At 39.1% G+C, this 15,036-nt stretch carries 21 protein-coding genes; 14 read left to right on the top strand and 7 right to left on the bottom strand.

The features are described 5' to 3' along the window. The first annotated feature begins 9 nt into the window (after window positions 1–9). Together MHH50_RS19835 and MHH50_RS19830 are read left to right on the top strand one after the other, a co-directional pair. Window positions 10–1,275: a DUF4179 domain-containing protein gene (locus tag MHH50_RS19835; protein ID WP_340033304.1), complete on the top strand. Its 1,266-nt coding sequence runs from the start codon at window positions 10–12 to the stop codon at window positions 1,273–1,275. Window positions 1,276–1,343: 68 nt separating this feature from the next. Continuing rightward, a complete protein-coding gene (locus tag MHH50_RS19830; protein WP_340033303.1) occupies window positions 1,344–1,805 on the top strand; it encodes a hypothetical protein in 462 nt (153 codons plus the stop codon). 360 nt (window positions 1,806–2,165) lie between these two features. Here the strand turns inward: MHH50_RS19830 and MHH50_RS19825 are convergent, their stop codons facing one another. The 3 genes from MHH50_RS19825 to MHH50_RS19815 form a co-directional block, all read right to left on the bottom strand. Continuing rightward, the gene (locus MHH50_RS19825; protein WP_340033302.1) at window positions 2,166–2,486 is read right to left on the bottom strand and encodes a hypothetical protein; all 321 of its coding nucleotides are present in this window, start codon (window positions 2,484–2,486) and stop codon (window positions 2,166–2,168) included. Between the two features lie 274 nt (window positions 2,487–2,760). Beyond that, window positions 2,761–2,994: a hypothetical protein gene (locus MHH50_RS19820; RefSeq protein WP_340033301.1), complete on the bottom strand. Its 234-nt coding sequence runs from the start codon at window positions 2,992–2,994 to the stop codon at window positions 2,761–2,763. Window positions 2,995–3,266: 272 nt separating this feature from the next. After that, window positions 3,267–3,500, bottom strand: a complete 234-nt coding sequence (locus tag MHH50_RS19815; protein WP_340033300.1) for a hypothetical protein — start codon at window positions 3,498–3,500, stop codon at window positions 3,267–3,269. A 257-nt stretch (window positions 3,501–3,757) separates the two neighbouring features. On the opposite strand from MHH50_RS19815, the gene MHH50_RS19810 reads away from it, so the two are divergent. The 3 genes from MHH50_RS19810 (at window position 3,758) to MHH50_RS19800 (ending at window position 5,450) form a co-directional block, all read left to right on the top strand. Further along, the gene (locus MHH50_RS19810; RefSeq protein WP_340033299.1) at window positions 3,758–4,273 is read left to right on the top strand and encodes a GNAT family N-acetyltransferase; all 516 of its coding nucleotides are present in this window, start codon (window positions 3,758–3,760) and stop codon (window positions 4,271–4,273) included. A gap of 48 nt (window positions 4,274–4,321) precedes the next feature. Beyond that, entirely contained in the window at window positions 4,322–4,810 is a 489-nt protein-coding gene (locus MHH50_RS19805) for an LURP-one-related family protein (RefSeq protein ID WP_076183031.1), read from the top strand. A 259-nt stretch (window positions 4,811–5,069) separates the two neighbouring features. Further along, window positions 5,070–5,450: a collagen-like protein gene (locus MHH50_RS19800; RefSeq protein ID WP_340033298.1), complete on the top strand. Its 381-nt coding sequence runs from the start codon at window positions 5,070–5,072 to the stop codon at window positions 5,448–5,450. Between the two features lie 202 nt (window positions 5,451–5,652). On the opposite strand, the gene MHH50_RS19795 is transcribed toward MHH50_RS19800, so the two are convergent. After that, entirely contained in the window at window positions 5,653–6,552 is a 900-nt protein-coding gene (locus tag MHH50_RS19795; RefSeq protein WP_076218169.1) for a LysR substrate-binding domain-containing protein, read from the bottom strand. 136 nt (window positions 6,553–6,688) lie between these two features. Here MHH50_RS19795 and MHH50_RS19790 point away from each other — a divergent pair, with 136 nt between their 5' ends. The 4 genes from MHH50_RS19790 (at window position 6,689) to MHH50_RS19775 (ending at window position 8,870) form a co-directional block, all read left to right on the top strand. After that, window positions 6,689–7,000: an antibiotic biosynthesis monooxygenase gene (locus tag MHH50_RS19790; RefSeq protein WP_076127341.1), complete on the top strand. Its 312-nt coding sequence runs from the start codon at window positions 6,689–6,691 to the stop codon at window positions 6,998–7,000. Window positions 7,001–7,156: 156 nt separating this feature from the next. Continuing rightward, a complete protein-coding gene (locus MHH50_RS19785; RefSeq protein WP_076127339.1) occupies window positions 7,157–7,642 on the top strand; it encodes a GNAT family N-acetyltransferase in 486 nt (161 codons plus the stop codon). Between the two features lie 191 nt (window positions 7,643–7,833). Further along, entirely contained in the window at window positions 7,834–8,274 is a 441-nt protein-coding gene (gene fabZ, locus MHH50_RS19780; protein ID WP_076127337.1) for a 3-hydroxyacyl-ACP dehydratase FabZ, read from the top strand. Further along, window positions 8,271–8,870 (top strand): chorismate mutase, encoded by a 600-nt coding sequence (locus tag MHH50_RS19775; protein ID WP_076218168.1) that lies wholly within the window; start codon window positions 8,271–8,273, stop codon window positions 8,868–8,870. Before fabZ ends, MHH50_RS19775 begins: the two co-directional genes overlap by 4 nt. Before the next feature lie 172 nt (window positions 8,871–9,042). On the opposite strand, the gene MHH50_RS19770 is transcribed toward MHH50_RS19775, so the two are convergent. Beyond that, window positions 9,043–9,462, bottom strand: coding sequence for a hypothetical protein (locus MHH50_RS19770; RefSeq protein ID WP_076127333.1), 420 nt, complete (start codon window positions 9,460–9,462; stop codon window positions 9,043–9,045). A 436-nt stretch (window positions 9,463–9,898) separates the two neighbouring features. On the opposite strand from MHH50_RS19770, the gene MHH50_RS19765 reads away from it, so the two are divergent. The 4 genes from MHH50_RS19765 to MHH50_RS19750 all read left to right on the top strand — a co-directional run bounded on the left by MHH50_RS19765 (window position 9,899) and on the right by MHH50_RS19750 (window position 12,680). Then, on the top strand, window positions 9,899–11,026 hold the full coding sequence (locus MHH50_RS19765; RefSeq protein WP_256720976.1) for an ATP-binding protein: 1,128 nt from the start codon (window positions 9,899–9,901) through the stop codon (window positions 11,024–11,026). A gap of 122 nt (window positions 11,027–11,148) precedes the next feature. Continuing rightward, the gene (locus tag MHH50_RS19760) at window positions 11,149–11,802 is read left to right on the top strand and encodes a DUF421 domain-containing protein (protein WP_076190621.1); all 654 of its coding nucleotides are present in this window, start codon (window positions 11,149–11,151) and stop codon (window positions 11,800–11,802) included. 94 nt (window positions 11,803–11,896) lie between these two features. Next, window positions 11,897–12,166, top strand: a complete 270-nt coding sequence (locus MHH50_RS19755; protein ID WP_076127327.1) for a hypothetical protein — start codon at window positions 11,897–11,899, stop codon at window positions 12,164–12,166. A 40-nt stretch (window positions 12,167–12,206) separates the two neighbouring features. Next, complete coding sequence (locus MHH50_RS19750) at window positions 12,207–12,680, top strand: GNAT family N-acetyltransferase (RefSeq protein WP_076127325.1); 474 nt, start codon at window positions 12,207–12,209, stop codon at window positions 12,678–12,680. 68 nt (window positions 12,681–12,748) lie between these two features. Here the strand turns inward: MHH50_RS19750 and MHH50_RS19745 are convergent, their stop codons facing one another. Continuing rightward, a complete protein-coding gene (locus MHH50_RS19745) occupies window positions 12,749–14,164 on the bottom strand; it encodes an MDR family MFS transporter (protein ID WP_143759977.1) in 1,416 nt (471 codons plus the stop codon). An 82-nt stretch (window positions 14,165–14,246) separates the two neighbouring features. Then, window positions 14,247–14,672 carry a MarR family transcriptional regulator gene (locus tag MHH50_RS19740; protein ID WP_076218165.1) on the bottom strand — a complete coding sequence of 142 codons (426 nt, stop codon included), beginning with the start codon at window positions 14,670–14,672 and terminating at the stop codon, window positions 14,247–14,249. 271 nt (window positions 14,673–14,943) lie between these two features. On the opposite strand from MHH50_RS19740, the gene MHH50_RS19735 reads away from it, so the two are divergent. Continuing rightward, on the top strand, window positions 14,944–15,024 hold the full coding sequence (locus tag MHH50_RS19735) for a YjcZ family sporulation protein (protein WP_232061537.1): 81 nt from the start codon (window positions 14,944–14,946) through the stop codon (window positions 15,022–15,024). The last annotated feature ends 12 nt before the right edge of the window (window positions 15,025–15,036 follow it).

The raw sequence follows: 15,036 nt of genomic DNA, 5'->3' as shown, positions 1-15,036 counted from the left end.
CAACGATTAGTGGATGAGAAGAGGAATTTAGAGTCCATAACTGCACCTGAGGGTTTAGAAATGAGATTAAGAAATGCTTTAGACTCGGCACCTCCAAAAAGAATAAAAAGAAAAAGCTCGCCCCTCTGGAAGATTGCAGCCGTCATTATATTAGTGATAGTAGTTTCTGGAAACAGCTATAATGCCTTCGCTTATTATGGAAAAAAGTTATTTGGTTTTGATGAGGTGTTAGAGGGAACTTTACAACAACTCAATGAACAAGGAATGGGACAAAGCATAGACAAAAAGACGACGTTAGCAGATGGAACAGAACTTACGATTAACGGAATTATGGCAGATGCCAATCAATTTATTGTGTATTACACGTTAAACAATCCTAAGGGACTAGAGGAGACGGGAGATCATTTTAGTCCTTCAAAAATAGAAGGGTTTCTCACGAATTCCAACATAAGAAGCGGCGTATCTTTAATCAACGACGAACATACAGAAATAAAAGGCACGATGACATTTGATAGCGTAAGCCCATTCTCGAAAAAACTAACACTTCATTACTGGGGACCTCCCCAGAAAGGGCAGATGAGTGAAGGGAGCATAACGTTTTCTTATAATCCAAATCAAGCGATGGTGACTCAGATCAAACAGTCGATTAATAAAAAGGTCAAAGCCGACAAAGGATCAATTACCTTCAAGTCGATCACGGCCACACCCACCATGACTGTGATTAAAGGGAGTATGAATGTCGAGAATTTCGATCGAATAAGATTAGGGTTAGAAGGCATTCAATTAATTGCCAATGGAAAGCCTGTAGAAATATTAGGTAGTAGCAATAAAACCTCGCTGGGTGGGAGATCATTTGATATTCGTTATGACACCTTGCCAAAAGAATTACATTCATTGCAGCTGGTTGTTAAAGAGTTTGTTGGATATCAGAAGCTGGAAGAGAAGTATCCTCTAAATGCTGATAGTAATGAGCCGATTCTACTAGGGGATAAAGAATTATGGATTAAAGATGTGACCAAGACCGCTCAAGGGATTGAAATAACTATTGCTACAGATGAGGATGTAATGCTGGATGGTGTGTCTATAGAAAATGCTAACGAAAACACGGCTTTAAAAACAACAATTAATCAAAAAGAGTCAGAACAAACGAACGGTAAACTCATGAAGGAACGCACCTTATTATTTGATACACAAACGAAACCTGAAAGTATTCTGATAGAAGGAATACATTATATGAAGGAATATAACAAGGTCATTGAGATTCCTGTGGATTAAAAAGAAGTGCCATATCCATAATTTATGAAATATAGTAAGCTATAATAGTCTGAGAAAGTGAGGGGGTTATGGAAAATATAGGTGCTTATAAGGTGAGTCGTCCGTCGTTAATGTCGCTTCTGTTTTCTATGATTTTTTCAAGTGGCATACTATTGTTAAATACCAGAAATAATATGGAGTATAAAGTATTACTTTATTTTGGTTATATATGGTCGGCTTTCTGTCTGATTGTTGTAATCATATTGCTCTATAGGATCATTACGATTAGAAAGTTCATTGAGGTTCGAATTCATCCGGACGCTATAATAGTAGAAAACAAAGAAATTCAAGCGAATCAAATTGATAATATTTATGTAAAGGGCTATTTCATACCCGTAATAGGCATTAAACCTGTAGATCACAAATTTCCTCCCTATAAATTATGTTTTAGTTTTCTTGACGAAGAATACAAGGGAATGAAAGAACTAACCGCATGGGCCGAAAGTAATCAGATTAAACTATCTAAAAAAAGATTTATGAGATGGCTTTAACCGGGCTCTGACCAGTCCACCATACCGCGCTATATGCGCACAGCGGAGAGGATGGGTGTCCTAAAAGCCGAAAATGGCTGCTGGACGCCCTTTTTTTTGCTCCATCATCGCCCCCCAAACGTCGCTCGTTTCCTCCATCCGCGAATCCTGAAACTTCGTTTGCTTCCTCCATCATCGAACCCCCTACTTTTGTCACCTCCGCTATCCCCCAAAAAAACTACACTTTCTTCGATTACATTTGCACACCCGGAAGCATCTATTGGACTCAGATGACCCTTAGACGCGTCATATCTCACTATTGGAATCCTAACGGACCGCATAGCCGTTATTGGTCTAAAAAACACCCCGAAAGCAGCCTTTTCAGGGGAATAACTTCACTGGAGTCCGAAACCTTGCTCCAAAGCCGAAATATTCGCAAATAACGTCATCTGGGTCCGAAAGTAACCGCCATCCATCATCGAATCCCCAAACCACACTTTCTTCGATCACGTTTGCGCGCCCGGAAGCATCTAACGGACTCAGATGCCCCTTAGACGCGTCATATCTCACTTTTGGAATCCTAACGGACCGCATAGTCGCTATTGGCCTGAAAAACACCCCGAAAGCAGCCTTTTCAGGGGAATAACTGCACTGGAGTCCGAAACCTTGCTCCAAAGCCGAAATCTTCGCAAATAACGTCATCTGGGTCCGAAAGTAACCGTCATCCATCATCAAACTCCCAAGCCACACTTTCTTCGATCACGTTTGCGCGCCCGGAAGCATCTAACGGACTCAGATGACCCTTAGACGCGTCATATCTCTCACTATTGGAATCCTAACGGACCGCATAGCCGTTATTGGTCTAAAAAACACCCCGAAAGCAGCCTTTTCGAGGGAATAGCTGCACTGGGGTCCGAAACCTTGCTTCAAAACCGAAATCTTCGCAAATAACATCAACTGGGTCCGAAAGTAACCGTCATCCATCATCAAACTCCCAAGCCTCACTTTTTTCGATCACGTTTGCGCGCCCGGAAGCATCAATCGGACTCAGATGACCCTTAGACGCGTCATATCCCACTTTTGGAACCCTAACGGACCGCATAGCCGTTATTGGCCTGAAAAACACCCTAAAAGCAGCCTTTTCGAGGGAATAGCTGCACTGGGGTCCGAAACCTTGCTCCAAAGCCGAAATATTCGCAAATAACGTCATCTGGGTCCGAAAGTAACCGCCATCCATCATCAAACTCCCAAGCCACAATTTCTTCAGTCACTTTGCGCACCCGGAAGCATCTAACGGACTCAGATGACCCTTAGACGCGTCATATCTCACTTTTTGAATCATAACGGACCGCATAGCCGTTATTGGCCTGAAAAACACCCCGAAAGATGACGTTTTGAAGGAATAACTGCACTGGAGTCCGAAACCTTGCTCCAAAGCCGAAATCTTCGCAAATAACGTCATCTGGGTCCGAAAAGTAACCGTCATCCATCATCAAACTCCCAAGCCACACTTTCTTCGATCACGTTTGCGCGCCCGGAAGCATCTAACGGACTCAGATGACCCTTAGACGCGCCATATCCCACTTTTGGAACCCTAACGGACCGCATAGCCGTTATTGGCCTGAAAAACACCCCAAAAGCAGCCTTTTCGGAGGAATAACTGCACTGGAGTCCGAAACCTTGCTCCAAAGCCGAAATATTCGCAAATAACGTCATCTGGGTCCGAAAGTAACCATCTTCCATCATCGAATCCCCAAACCTCGCTCGCTTCCTTTTGGAGTTCTGACTGCCGTAGAGAGACTGATTACCCCAATACGCTAATAGGTAGAATGAATGGTAAATCCTTAGTTTTTTTGTTGCAAATACAACAATTATGTTATACTATTTTCCTGTCACATCTGCATAACACCATATAATTAGAGCTCAAAATAAGAGTTTATTTGTAAATTGATATTTTAAAAGGAGAAAACAATATGGCTATCAATATAAAAAAGTGCACGGTCGAAGATCTAGGTTCACTTCAAGGAATTAGTGTTGAAACATTTAATGAGACATTTAGTAATCAAAATTCACCTGAAAATATGAAGGCCTACCTGGATAGAGCATTTAACTTAAAACAATTAGAAAAAGAATTGTCGGATAGCTCATCAGAATTCTATTTTATTTATTTTAATGAAGAAATCGCTGGGTATTTAAAGGTAAACACCGAGGATGCTCAATCTGAAGTAATGGGTAATGATTCACTTGAAGTCGAGAGGATCTATATTAGAAAAAAATTTCATAAACAGGGGCTTGGGAAATATCTAATAAATAAAGCTATAGAAATAGCGGTACAATGTAATAAAGAGAAGATTTGGTTAGGGGTTTGGGAAAAAAATAAAAACGCTATTAGCTTTTATGAAAAAATGAGGTTTGTTCATACAGGAACTCATTCTTTTTATATGGGTGAAGAAGAACAAATAGATTTTATTATGACAAAACAACTATAACATTTGTCTAAAATGATGTTAACTAAGAGGAACGATAGGAGGCTTAGAATGAAGCAACTTTATATAAAACAAAAGGTATTCAGTCTAAGTGGTAAATTCACGGTAAAGAATCAGCAGGAGCAAGATGTCTATTACGTAGAGGGCAGTTTTATGCAAATTCCCAAGACATTCTCCATCATGAATACAACAAGAGATGAAGTCGCACTTATTACGAAAAAAGTGTTCAGTTTTTTACCAAAGTTTTTTGTAGAAGTAGATGGTCGAGAGGTATTGACGATTAAGAAGGAGTTTTCTTTCTTTAAAGCACGTTATACGATTGATGCGGCTGACATTGAGGTACATGGTAATTGGTGGGACATGGATTTTCAGGTTTTACAGCATGGTGTAGTCATCGGTAAAGTGAACAAGGAATGGTTCACTTGGGGGGATAGCTATAAGGTTCAAATATTGAAGGATGAGATGGAGACGCTCATGATTGCATTCGTTGTCGCTATTGATTGTGTGAAGGCTGACCAGGCATCTACATCACATCAGTGAAGATTCAATATTAAAGTTAAGAACTTAGTAAAGTGATGTGGACGGAATAAATTCTGCAGGTAAAGCTGAGTGTAATTGGTCAGTTTATCTATGATGCGCTGAACGTACCATAAGTAGAGGCAAGTTAGGTTTCCGATAGTGCCTATGTTAGATCTTATTGTTGATTTTCATTTTTTGAAAAAACGTCTATTGCGCCCAAACGCTCTCTCCGCGAATGCATATGATGATTATGCCTACTCATTGAAAGGAGCGATCACATATGGGATTTTTTCCAACACCGGGTGCCGGCGGAGGATTTCCAGGATTCCCAGGAGGACCAGGAGGACCAGGAGGACCAGGGTTTCCGGGTGGAACCCCCGGACAATTTCCGGGGGGTGCACCGGGAGGCGTTCAAGCGCCGACGGCTCCTCCACCGCAATTCGTGCCACAAATGTCGTCTACCACATTTGCCATTGATCCCGGCGGGATCAGACGCTGCCTGTTCCGCAACACATACATTTGGCTGAACAACGGCGAGCAATTCTGGTTCTTTCCGGTATTCGTCGGACGTAATTCTATTGCAGGGTTCAGATGGAACGGTTTTTTCTGGTCGTACTTCGGCATTGATTTGAATCGGATTAGCTCGTTCACGTGCTTCTAAGGCAGACAGCGATAGAGAACAGCCAGCAGGCTGTTCTCTATGTTGTGCAAATTATCGTGTCCCGGGAGTTGTGAATTTCTCAAAAGATACATAGTGAAGAATCGTTTCCCCTGACGCTAACGTTAATGCTGGATCAAAAAAGGGACTACTCTGCGAAGGATAGCCTTAAAGCTTGCCGTTACAGACAGCGCGTTGAGCCATCTCATAAATCACGGTAATGCGGAGGGATGGGCACGTTGGTGATCCATTGTGTTATGAATTCAATTAGTTTTTTTGCCGCTGGAGAGGCATTTTTAATGGAGGCGGCTGCAATACCAATAGAACGATAATACTCGCCTTCCAATGGGCGATAACATACATTGTCGGGGAGATGGGACAAAATCATTTCTGGGAGAATACTTAACCCTAAACCATTTTGTACCATGGCTATTATGGCATGATCATCTTCTAATTCATATTTGATCGTGGGTGTGAGTTTATTTTGCGAGAAAATTCGCTTTACATCGGTGTCACAACCCGCAATGGGCATGATAAAAGGTTCATCAATCAATTGCTCAAGGCGGATGGTTGATTGGCGCTCGAGAGGATGATTCTGCCACATAATGCAGACCATCCTATCTTTTTGAAGAGGGACCACATGAAAAGCATCTCGAGTAGGCAGATTAACAAATCCCAAGTCAGCGGTTCCATCGGCAATCCATTCTTCTATTTCAGAGTAGTTACCATCAAGTAGTTTTATTTCAATATGTGGAAACTGATTTTGAAATTGTTTAATGATTTGGGGCATCCATTGGATCGATACACTAGAGAAAGTACCTATTTTCACAGTGCCGATTTCGACACCCTTTAATGCAGCAACTTCTTGATTGAGTTTTTCATTAAGTTGGAGGATTTCTCTGATATGTGGGATTAAACGTTCGCCATCGTTGGTTAACCGGATACCCGATCTGTTTCTTATGAGAAGACACAGTCCGAATTCAGCTTCTAAGCTAGAAAGCGCATGACTGATGGCTGATTGTGTTAAATTTAATATCTCTCCTGTTTTGGTAATGCTGCCGATCTCAACTACCTTACTGAAAATTTGATATTTTAAAAGATTCATAATGATTTCTCTCCTCAATAATGTATGAAAAAAATTCATTAAACTAACAATTAATATTCATTATTTTTATCTTAATTATAATAGTATAATCTGTTTTATATAAAAACATCTACGATTAAAGGGGAGTTTGAGCGGAATGGTTCATGAATCAAACGGATCTTATTATGCAGTCATATTTTCAAGTCAACGTACGGAGGGGGATAACGGGTATAACCTTATGGCTGAAAAAATGGAGCAGCTTGCGTCCGGGCAACCTGGGTTTTTAGGAGTGGAAAGTGTCAGGGATTCTTCAGGAGCAGGTATTACGATTTCTTATTGGGAGAGCTTGGACGCGATTAGGAACTGGAAACAGCATCAATCTCACAAAGTTGCTCAGGAGAAAGGTAAGAAAGAATGGTACCAAAATTACAAAGTAAAAATTTGTAAAGTTGAAAGAGAGTATTCTTGAGTGGTAACATATTACTGCAAAGTCATTGGGAATCAATCCATTGAAGCGTACAACAACAATCATTTTATTTCTCAAAAGGATGCAAAGAAACTTATTTGAGAAAATAGAAGAGTCCGTTACTAATTAGATAAAATATAGATATGGGATGATTTTTAGATGAACTATCAAATTAAAAGGGCGACCCTTGAAGAAAAAGAAATCCTCAACAACCTAATGCAATTTTATATGTATGATTTCTCCGAGTATATGGATTTGCACCTTGAAGAAAACGGAAAATTTAATGATTATCCTCTCAACGATTACTGGACAGAAGAATCGAATTTCCCATATCTGTTAACTCTGAATGGGAAAAATGCTGGATTCGTTTTAGTCAAAATAAAAAATAGAGATGATGATTTATACTTTTCCATTGCAGAGTTTTTTATTATAAAAAAGTATCGGAGAGTAGGATTAGGTAGACTAGTTGCAAAAGATATTTTTAATATACATAAGGGGCAATGGGAAGTTTACCAAATAGATAATAACGAGCCCGCACAACGCTTTTGGAAAAAGGTGATAGAGGAATACACTGGCGGAAAATTCACTGAACGAATTGAAGCAGGGAGAAAGACACAGGTGTTTGTTAATCGAGTTGAATCTTAAGCTAGGGTACAATCGATCAATAAAAAGCGGCAGTCGTGGACTTTATTTTCTAGTCCAGGGTTGCCGTTGTTTTTTTAGGATCTCCAGAAGTGATGTTATAGGCCAGTTGTCCGGGTATTTTTGAGTAGTACAAAATCACTTCTGATGTTAAAATTACCCAAAAAGTATTTTAGGAGGCTAAGACGGGAATTATGCTAAATATACAGCAGATTGTAGAACTTATTCCTCATCGGTATCCGTTTATTTTAGTGGACAGAATTATAGAGCTGGAGGAGAACAAAAGAGCAGTAGGTATTAAAAATGTATCCATTAATGAACCGTTTTTTAGCGGCCATTTTCCTGAGCATCCTGTTATGCCGGGTGTTTTAATTGTGGAGGCATTAGCCCAGGTAGGCGGAATCACAATGTGCAAAAACGAGAAGCTGATGGGCAAGATAGGGTTATTAGTTGGCATTGATAATGCCCGTTTTAAGCGCCAAGTAACGCCTGGGGATCAGCTTCTTCTCGAATTCGAAGTCAATCGGATGAAAGGTGAAATTGTAAAAGGCAAAGGCACCGCAACAGTAAATAGTGAGCTTGTATGTGAAGCTGAGATTTCTTTTGCATTTGTGCAAAAAGGAGGTTCAAAATGAAAAGGATGCCCTTTGTACGACCAACCGAACATTACGATCTGCAAATTAAGGATATTGACGAGCAAATATGTGCATTGATCAAGCAACGAAAGAAAATCTCGAATAATAATCCAGGATTCCCACCGTTTGAATCTATCTCTAAATGGGCAGAAAATTATGAGCTCTATGAGGATTTTTTGAAAGCGGTATTTGGGACGTTGCTAAGTGAAGATCATTTTAAACCGATGGTTGAGCCAATTGATTTTAGAAAACATATTGCAGTTCTTAAATCAATTGAGAAAGATGGATTTTTTTATACACTGACCTCTATACGCCAATATAGTAATGCTAGTGTGGTCACCCTTAATATAGATTGGGACATGACAACTGAGCTTCCAACAAATTCTCATAACCATAGCTTTTTCGAGCTGTTTATAGGAGAAGAATATGATAGTCGAATGATGAATGGCGGAAGTTCAACCGGACAAGCTTCTTATAATTACGTAATTTCTCCACCGCTTTCTGACGATCCTTCAGGTGTTATATTAGAGTTCAGGGAACATGGTAAGCCCTTCAAGAACAATGAGACAGGAAATCAAATTGTTTTTAGGCTGTAGTACTTATTTCTTCTCCGGAAAATATTGCTTATAGCTGTCTCCATTGCTATTATCAAAAGTGGAGATCCGAGCGAAGTTAAATTAGGCGCCGCTCCATATCACAGTTAACGGATTTTTAGTGAAATAAAAACCGGCCATCCTGAGGGGATGGCTGTTTTCTGTGAAAGACAACTTAATGATTCATTTCCGAATGCGTTCCTTCCTCAGGAGATTTGCCTTCTGGTGGGATCCAAACGATTTGATGAATATTATTGTCTGCTACTAAATAGGTATAAGCCCAGCCCGCTTCATTTTTAAATCTAACCGTTAAATGATAAGGATTATATTGTCTGCCTTCTGGCCGGCTAATCTCCCACTCTTGATAAGGGTATTTTTTCTCCAGATATTGATTAAGTTGTTCTGTTTTTTTAGAAACTTGAAACTCAATCCAAACGGGACGAATCGCAAAGGATAAAAGCAAAAGTAATGTTAATATAGAGGCTACGATTAAACCGAGTTTTCTAATCCTCGTAGGTGAAACTAATACTATAACAAAAATGACAAGGACAAACCCAACCGACGTTACAATTTCGATTACGGTTATGGGATGCAATGAAATCCTCTCCTTCTCTCAGATACAGAAAGGTGGCAGCTCTAGATTTATGCGCCCTTAAAAACTACGAAGGTACAGTTTACAATTTAGATATTCAGGAATACGAAAATTGATGACCCCAAACAGACTTCAGATGTCTGTATTTTTTTGCTAATTGTGGTTCTATAGTATGATTTTTTGGGATTATTTGAAAAATGGTTGAGAAATACATAGTGTATAGTCAATACTGTGACTTATAATGTTAGCTTAGGTAATGATCTAAAACTCTTAATATAACCTTGAATATATTCATTTACGCAGCAAAAGGCTGAAAGGAAGTCATCTCTTGTTTGAAACCCTACTTTTAAATTTTTTGTTTTTGCTTTTTCCAGTATTAACATTTCTAATATTCTTTGAGAATCGGGCCTATTCCTACAATAGATTGATTCTCGTTTTTATGTCTGCAGTGACCATGAGTCTCTGTATTGCAAAACCTATCAGACTTGAAATTGGCTATATTTTTGATTTAAGGTACATTCCGTTTATTATTGTGGCACTGTTTGGAGGATATAGGAACGTTCTTCCTCTATATATTATTTTGAATGCTTACAGATTCTATGTGGGTGGAGGTGGAGTATTTTATTCGTTTCTATTTGCGACAGCGATTCTGATTTTGGTGCCGTTATATAAAAATAGATTTTTAAAATTACCATCGAAGGGCCGTGTGATTGCGGCAAGTCTGATTGCTTTGCTAATTATGGGGGTTTATCTGTTAATTTTAGGTTTTGTTCAGGATTCCTTAGACAGGCAATTTTGGATTCTTTCATTAAATGCGTTGACAACTCATGTTGGGGTGATGAGTGTCATTATGATTTTGATTGAGAAAATTATCTCCAATATTAAAAATCGGGAACGGATTGTCCAATCGGAAAGATTAAATGTCGTCAGCGAGCTAGCGGCAAGTGTATCCCATGAGATCAGAAATCCACTTACAGTGACTAGTGGTTTTTTGCAGCTATTAAATAAATCTAAAACGATGACGCCAGAGGAAAAGGGCTTTGTAGAGTTATCTCTACAAGAGCTACAGCGAGCAGAAAAAATTGTAAGTGATTATCTCTCCTTTGCCAAGCCACAATCTGAAAACATGGTTTACTCCAATATGAAGGCAGAATCAGAATATACTAAAAATATCATAATGCCTTATGCCACTATGCACAAAGTAGATGTCCAATTTAGTTTTAATAATTCGTTAAATAAAAACTATGACCGAAACCAGATTCAGCAGTGTCTAATTAATTTATATAAAAATGGTATAGAAGCGATGAAGGAAACCGATGGCGGTACGCTATTTATCGATATATTTGAAAAAAAACAAAATATTATGATCAGTATTAAAGATAACGGAGTCGGCATGACTAAAGATGAAATATCGCGACTCGGTAAGCCGTATTATTCGACTAAAGCAGAAGGAACGGGGCTGGGTATGCTTATGGTCTACAGTACCGTCGATAAAGTGAAAGGAACTATTGAAGTCGATAGTGAAAAAGGCAAAGGGACAACGTTCCTTATAACTATCCCAACATAGGCAAGTTGCAGAGAGTATCTTTTGCTGTTTATACCCCACTAGGAGTGTGTAATACCTCTCATGAATGGATTTCGTGTAAAAAGGGCAATGAGCCTGTACGAGTCCCATCTGGAGGTGCAGCAATGGAGATATTTGTATCTATAGGCGTCAAATTGGTCATCAGCTTTTTTGGTTTGTGGATCATTACCTTTATTACCGGCCGCAAGACGCTTAGTCAATTGACACCACTCGATTTTCTGTCTTCATTGATTTTAAGTGAAATTGTCGGCAATACGATATATGATGATGAGGTGAAGATCTGGCATCTGCTGTTTGCTCTTTTTATTTGGACCGCATTATCTTATCTGTTCGAAAAGGTGACCACCCATTTTGTGAAATTCGGGAACATGGCGGAAGGCCGGACAGTGCTGCTAATTGACGATGGCAAAGTGAATCAGGATTTGTTGGAGAAATACGATATTGAGTATACCCAACTGCTGTTCATGCTGAGGCAACAAAATATCTTCTCCCTAAGTGAAGTACGGTATGCTCTGCTTGAAACGAACGGCTCTCTATCGGTTATGCGCAAGTCTGAAGCTGAGCAGTCTTCTGCTTTTTCCATAACAGTTATTGATAAAGGCAGGGTACTGGAAGAGTCCATGCGGGGCAGATCGATGAACAAGGAGCAGATTCAGGAACGCGTCAGAGAGTCTGGTTATAATTGCATTGAGGATATTGCCTATGCTGAATATAAAGAAGACGGAACGCTCTATATCCTTCCCAAAAACAAACCATAAATCAACATGATGAGACGCTGGAGCCGGGAGGCTCAAGTGTCTTTATTTGAAATCAGGAGTGCCCAGTGGATAATAAATTTTAATGGAGGTATGGATGATTAGTTTAGGATTATGGATCTTAACCGCTCTAATTGTGCTAGTTGTTGTAATGTTTCACGCAGGAGCATTATTAGATTTTATCCGGCCTAGTGTGCTACAAACTCAACTTTTTGGTCTTCACATTACATTGTTTGGAGTAGTTGTGATATTAGCCTATGAGGGTGGTCACGGGATAGGCGTTTTTATTGGATTAATTGGACTGTTTACGGGGATCTTGGGCTCTTTTAGAGATTCCTCTAAACCGAAGGATAAAAAGAATATCTGACAGCTTATATATTTACTAACTTTCGGAGGGGTATAACTTTATGGAGATTTCTTTATGTAAAGCAGACGCGAGCGACGCAGAGTTTATTCATGAAATGCAAGTCAAAGCCTTTATGCCATTGCTGGAGAAATATAAAGATTATGAAACCAGCCCAGCCAATGAATCTGTGGAACAAATCAGGGATCGAATTAATCAGTCTTTTGCAGATTATTATATGATTAAGTATTTTGATATTGCTGTGGGCGGTGTCCGTATCGTTAAAAAGGATAATAAAGCTTATCGGGTCAGCATCATCTTTATATTGCCAGAACACCATGGAAAGGGGATTGCCCAGCAGGTTTTTGCAATCATTGAACAGAGATATAAAGATGCAAAGAAATGGGAGCTGGATAGTATTATACAGGAGCAAAGAAATTGCTATTTATATGAAAAGTTAGGGTATAGAAGCACGGGGGAAACCAAAAAAATAAATGACAACTTAACATTAGTTTTTTATGAAAAACATATGAGTTAAAGCCTTAGGGTTATACTTTAAAAAAAGACAGCGGGCAGTTCATGTCCACTGTCTTTTTCACATACAAATCAATACACTCGAATACGCTTCACAAATAACGATATAATCAATCCAATACCTGCAATTGCTGCGATAAATAAGTAAGCATGTGTAATTCCAGCGGTTAATATTTCAGGCTGTGCAGCGGTTGGATGTGTGTTTGCGAATCGTGTTTGTCCGCTAGACATTAGCGTAACAGCGAACGTTGTACCAAGAGCACCTGCAATTTGCTGAAGTGTACTCATAACAGCAGCCCCATCCGGATAGTATTTCACGGGTAATTGATTTAACCCATTGGTTTGAGCGGGCATAATGACCATAGCTAATCCGATAAACATTGCGCAGTGTATTAAAATAAAGGTTAGGCTACTGGTTTCAGTAGAGTTTCTTGTAAATAGAAAACCAGCAATGGTTGCGATAAAAAATCCAAGCGGCAGCAATAATTTCGGACCGTATTTATCGAATACTCTACCCGTAACTGGAGCCATAGCCCCGTTGATAACACTGCCTGGAAGAAGTAGAGTACCAGCCATTGTGGCCGATAACAATAAACCTCCTTTTAAATATAAAGGTAATAAAATTGCAGAAGATAAAATGATCATCATCCCTAAAAAGAGCATTATAAGACCTATCGTAAACATAGGATATTTAAATACCCGTAAATTCAGCATTGGGGTTTCCAATTTAAATTGCCGTAATACAAACAAAATCAAGCTGATGAAACCAATAATAAGAGGCAGCAAAACAATGATTTCACTCAAAGAATGATCAGCAAAGTTACTAAAACCAAAGACGATTCCACCAAATCCAAGAGTAGAAAGCAAGATGGATAAAACATCTATTTTAGGTTTTGTGATGTTGGCTACATTTTTGATGAATGTTAATCCGAAACCTAATGTAAATAACAATAAAGGTAAGCTTATCCAAAAGATATACTCCCAGCCCAAATGATCTACAATTAAACCAGATAGAGTAGGTCCAAGGGCCGGTGCACACATAATAACGAGTCCCATCATTCCCATGACAGTTCCGCGTTTATGTGCAGGGAAAATAATAAGAATAATATTGGTCATTAATGGAAGCAATAAGCCTGTCCCTAAGGCTTGCACTAATCGTGCAATTAATAATGAGGTGAAATTGGGCGAGAGGGCAGCAATTAATGTGCCGACGATAGATAATAGTAAAGAAGCTGTGAATAATTGTCTAGTGGTAAACCATTGCATTAATAGGGCGGATATTGGAACGAGGATTCCTAATACAAGTAAATATCCTGTGGTTAGCCACTGAACCGTTGAGGCGTTGATTGAAAATTCATCCATTAAATTTGTAAAAGCCATGTTTAAGGCGGTTTCACTGAATAGCCCGACGAATGCACCTAGCATAAGCGAGAAGGCCATAAGAGCGGGACGTTTAACTTGAACAGTTGATGTTGATTCCATGATAATGATGAACCTCTTTTCAGAATTTTGATTCGGATTATTTTTGCATGATAGATGATATATCAACTATAAGGGAGAGAGAAATGCTTTAAGCATCTCTTACATTATCCTGCACACGAGTTAACAAAGTCTTAAGTGTTGAATAATCCGCAGGAGATAGTCCTGTTGCGATAACTTCGTTTAATTTAATAGTCACCTCATTTATTGTAGACTCTAATTTTCTGCCTTCGTCTGTGACAAAAACATTTACTGAACGACGATCCTGCGTACTTGTTATTTTGCGTATATAACCTTTGCTCTCTAAGCTGGCGATCATTCGGGCAACACTGGCTTTGTCCTTCCCGAGTTTATTAGCAATCTCATTCTGAGATAAACCTTCTTTCTCAAGCAACAAAGCCATAAGTAAATGTTGTTCAGGCGCAAGTCGAACAGGGGCAAGCAATTTTGTTAAATAATTTGCTATTTCCAAATGTAAATCGCGAATAACTAAACCTAGCGGGTCTTTGGAATCCATATGATCTCTCCTAATAGAAGAATAGATGATATATCAACGTTATTGATTTGTCTATATTAGCATAAAGTAACAGATGCTTGTCAAGGTAAAGAAAATGAATAGAGTCATAGGCTTAGATACAAGCGACAAAGTTATTTAATGCCCAATCACTTGATGATACATAGTCATATGCTGTTGTGAAATTGAAATTTAAAAAAGTAATTAGGGAGGGATTAAAATGGGATATAATTGTGTTGGGGGCGTTCAAGAACAAAAAAAGGCTCCAGTTTGTATTAATCCTTGGACATCAACGGGTACAATTCTTGTGCTTTACATTCTTCTCGTCATTATCCTTAAAACTTGTTGGATCTAGAATATATGCAAA

It is taken from the genome of Paenibacillus sp. FSL H3-0302, assembly GCF_037982245.1.
Taxonomy (GTDB): domain Bacteria; phylum Bacillota; class Bacilli; order Paenibacillales; family Paenibacillaceae; genus Paenibacillus_AQ; species Paenibacillus_AQ odorifer.
This window is presented reverse-complemented; position numbering and strand designations above follow the sequence as displayed.

Coding starts and splice junctions, on each gene's coding strand:
- MHH50_RS19830 (WP_340033303.1), top strand. CDS start 1,344: ATGGAAAATATAGGTGCTTATAAGGTGAGTCGTCCGTCGTTAATGTCG.
- MHH50_RS19825 (WP_340033302.1), bottom strand. CDS start 2,486: ATGACGTTATTTGCGAAGATTTCGGCTTTGGAGCAAGGTTTCGGACTC.
- MHH50_RS19820 (WP_340033301.1), bottom strand. CDS start 2,994: ATGACGTTATTTGCGAATATTTCGGCTTTGGAGCAAGGTTTCGGACCC.
- MHH50_RS19815 (WP_340033300.1), bottom strand. CDS start 3,500: ATGACGTTATTTGCGAATATTTCGGCTTTGGAGCAAGGTTTCGGACTC.
- MHH50_RS19810 (WP_340033299.1), top strand. CDS start 3,758: ATGGCTATCAATATAAAAAAGTGCACGGTCGAAGATCTAGGTTCACTT.
- MHH50_RS19805 (WP_076183031.1), top strand. CDS start 4,322: ATGAAGCAACTTTATATAAAACAAAAGGTATTCAGTCTAAGTGGTAAA.
- MHH50_RS19800 (WP_340033298.1), top strand. CDS start 5,070: ATGGGATTTTTTCCAACACCGGGTGCCGGCGGAGGATTTCCAGGATTC.
- MHH50_RS19795 (WP_076218169.1), bottom strand. CDS start 6,552: ATGAATCTTTTAAAATATCAAATTTTCAGTAAGGTAGTTGAGATCGGC.
- MHH50_RS19790 (WP_076127341.1), top strand. CDS start 6,689: ATGGTTCATGAATCAAACGGATCTTATTATGCAGTCATATTTTCAAGT.
- MHH50_RS19785 (WP_076127339.1), top strand. CDS start 7,157: ATGAACTATCAAATTAAAAGGGCGACCCTTGAAGAAAAAGAAATCCTC.
- fabZ (WP_076127337.1), top strand. CDS start 7,834: ATGCTAAATATACAGCAGATTGTAGAACTTATTCCTCATCGGTATCCG.
- MHH50_RS19775 (WP_076218168.1), top strand. CDS start 8,271: ATGAAAAGGATGCCCTTTGTACGACCAACCGAACATTACGATCTGCAA.
- MHH50_RS19765 (WP_256720976.1), top strand. CDS start 9,899: ATGTCTGCAGTGACCATGAGTCTCTGTATTGCAAAACCTATCAGACTT.
- MHH50_RS19760 (WP_076190621.1), top strand. CDS start 11,149: ATGGAGATATTTGTATCTATAGGCGTCAAATTGGTCATCAGCTTTTTT.
- MHH50_RS19755 (WP_076127327.1), top strand. CDS start 11,897: ATGATTAGTTTAGGATTATGGATCTTAACCGCTCTAATTGTGCTAGTT.
- MHH50_RS19750 (WP_076127325.1), top strand. CDS start 12,207: ATGGAGATTTCTTTATGTAAAGCAGACGCGAGCGACGCAGAGTTTATT.
- MHH50_RS19740 (WP_076218165.1), bottom strand. CDS start 14,672: ATGGATTCCAAAGACCCGCTAGGTTTAGTTATTCGCGATTTACATTTG.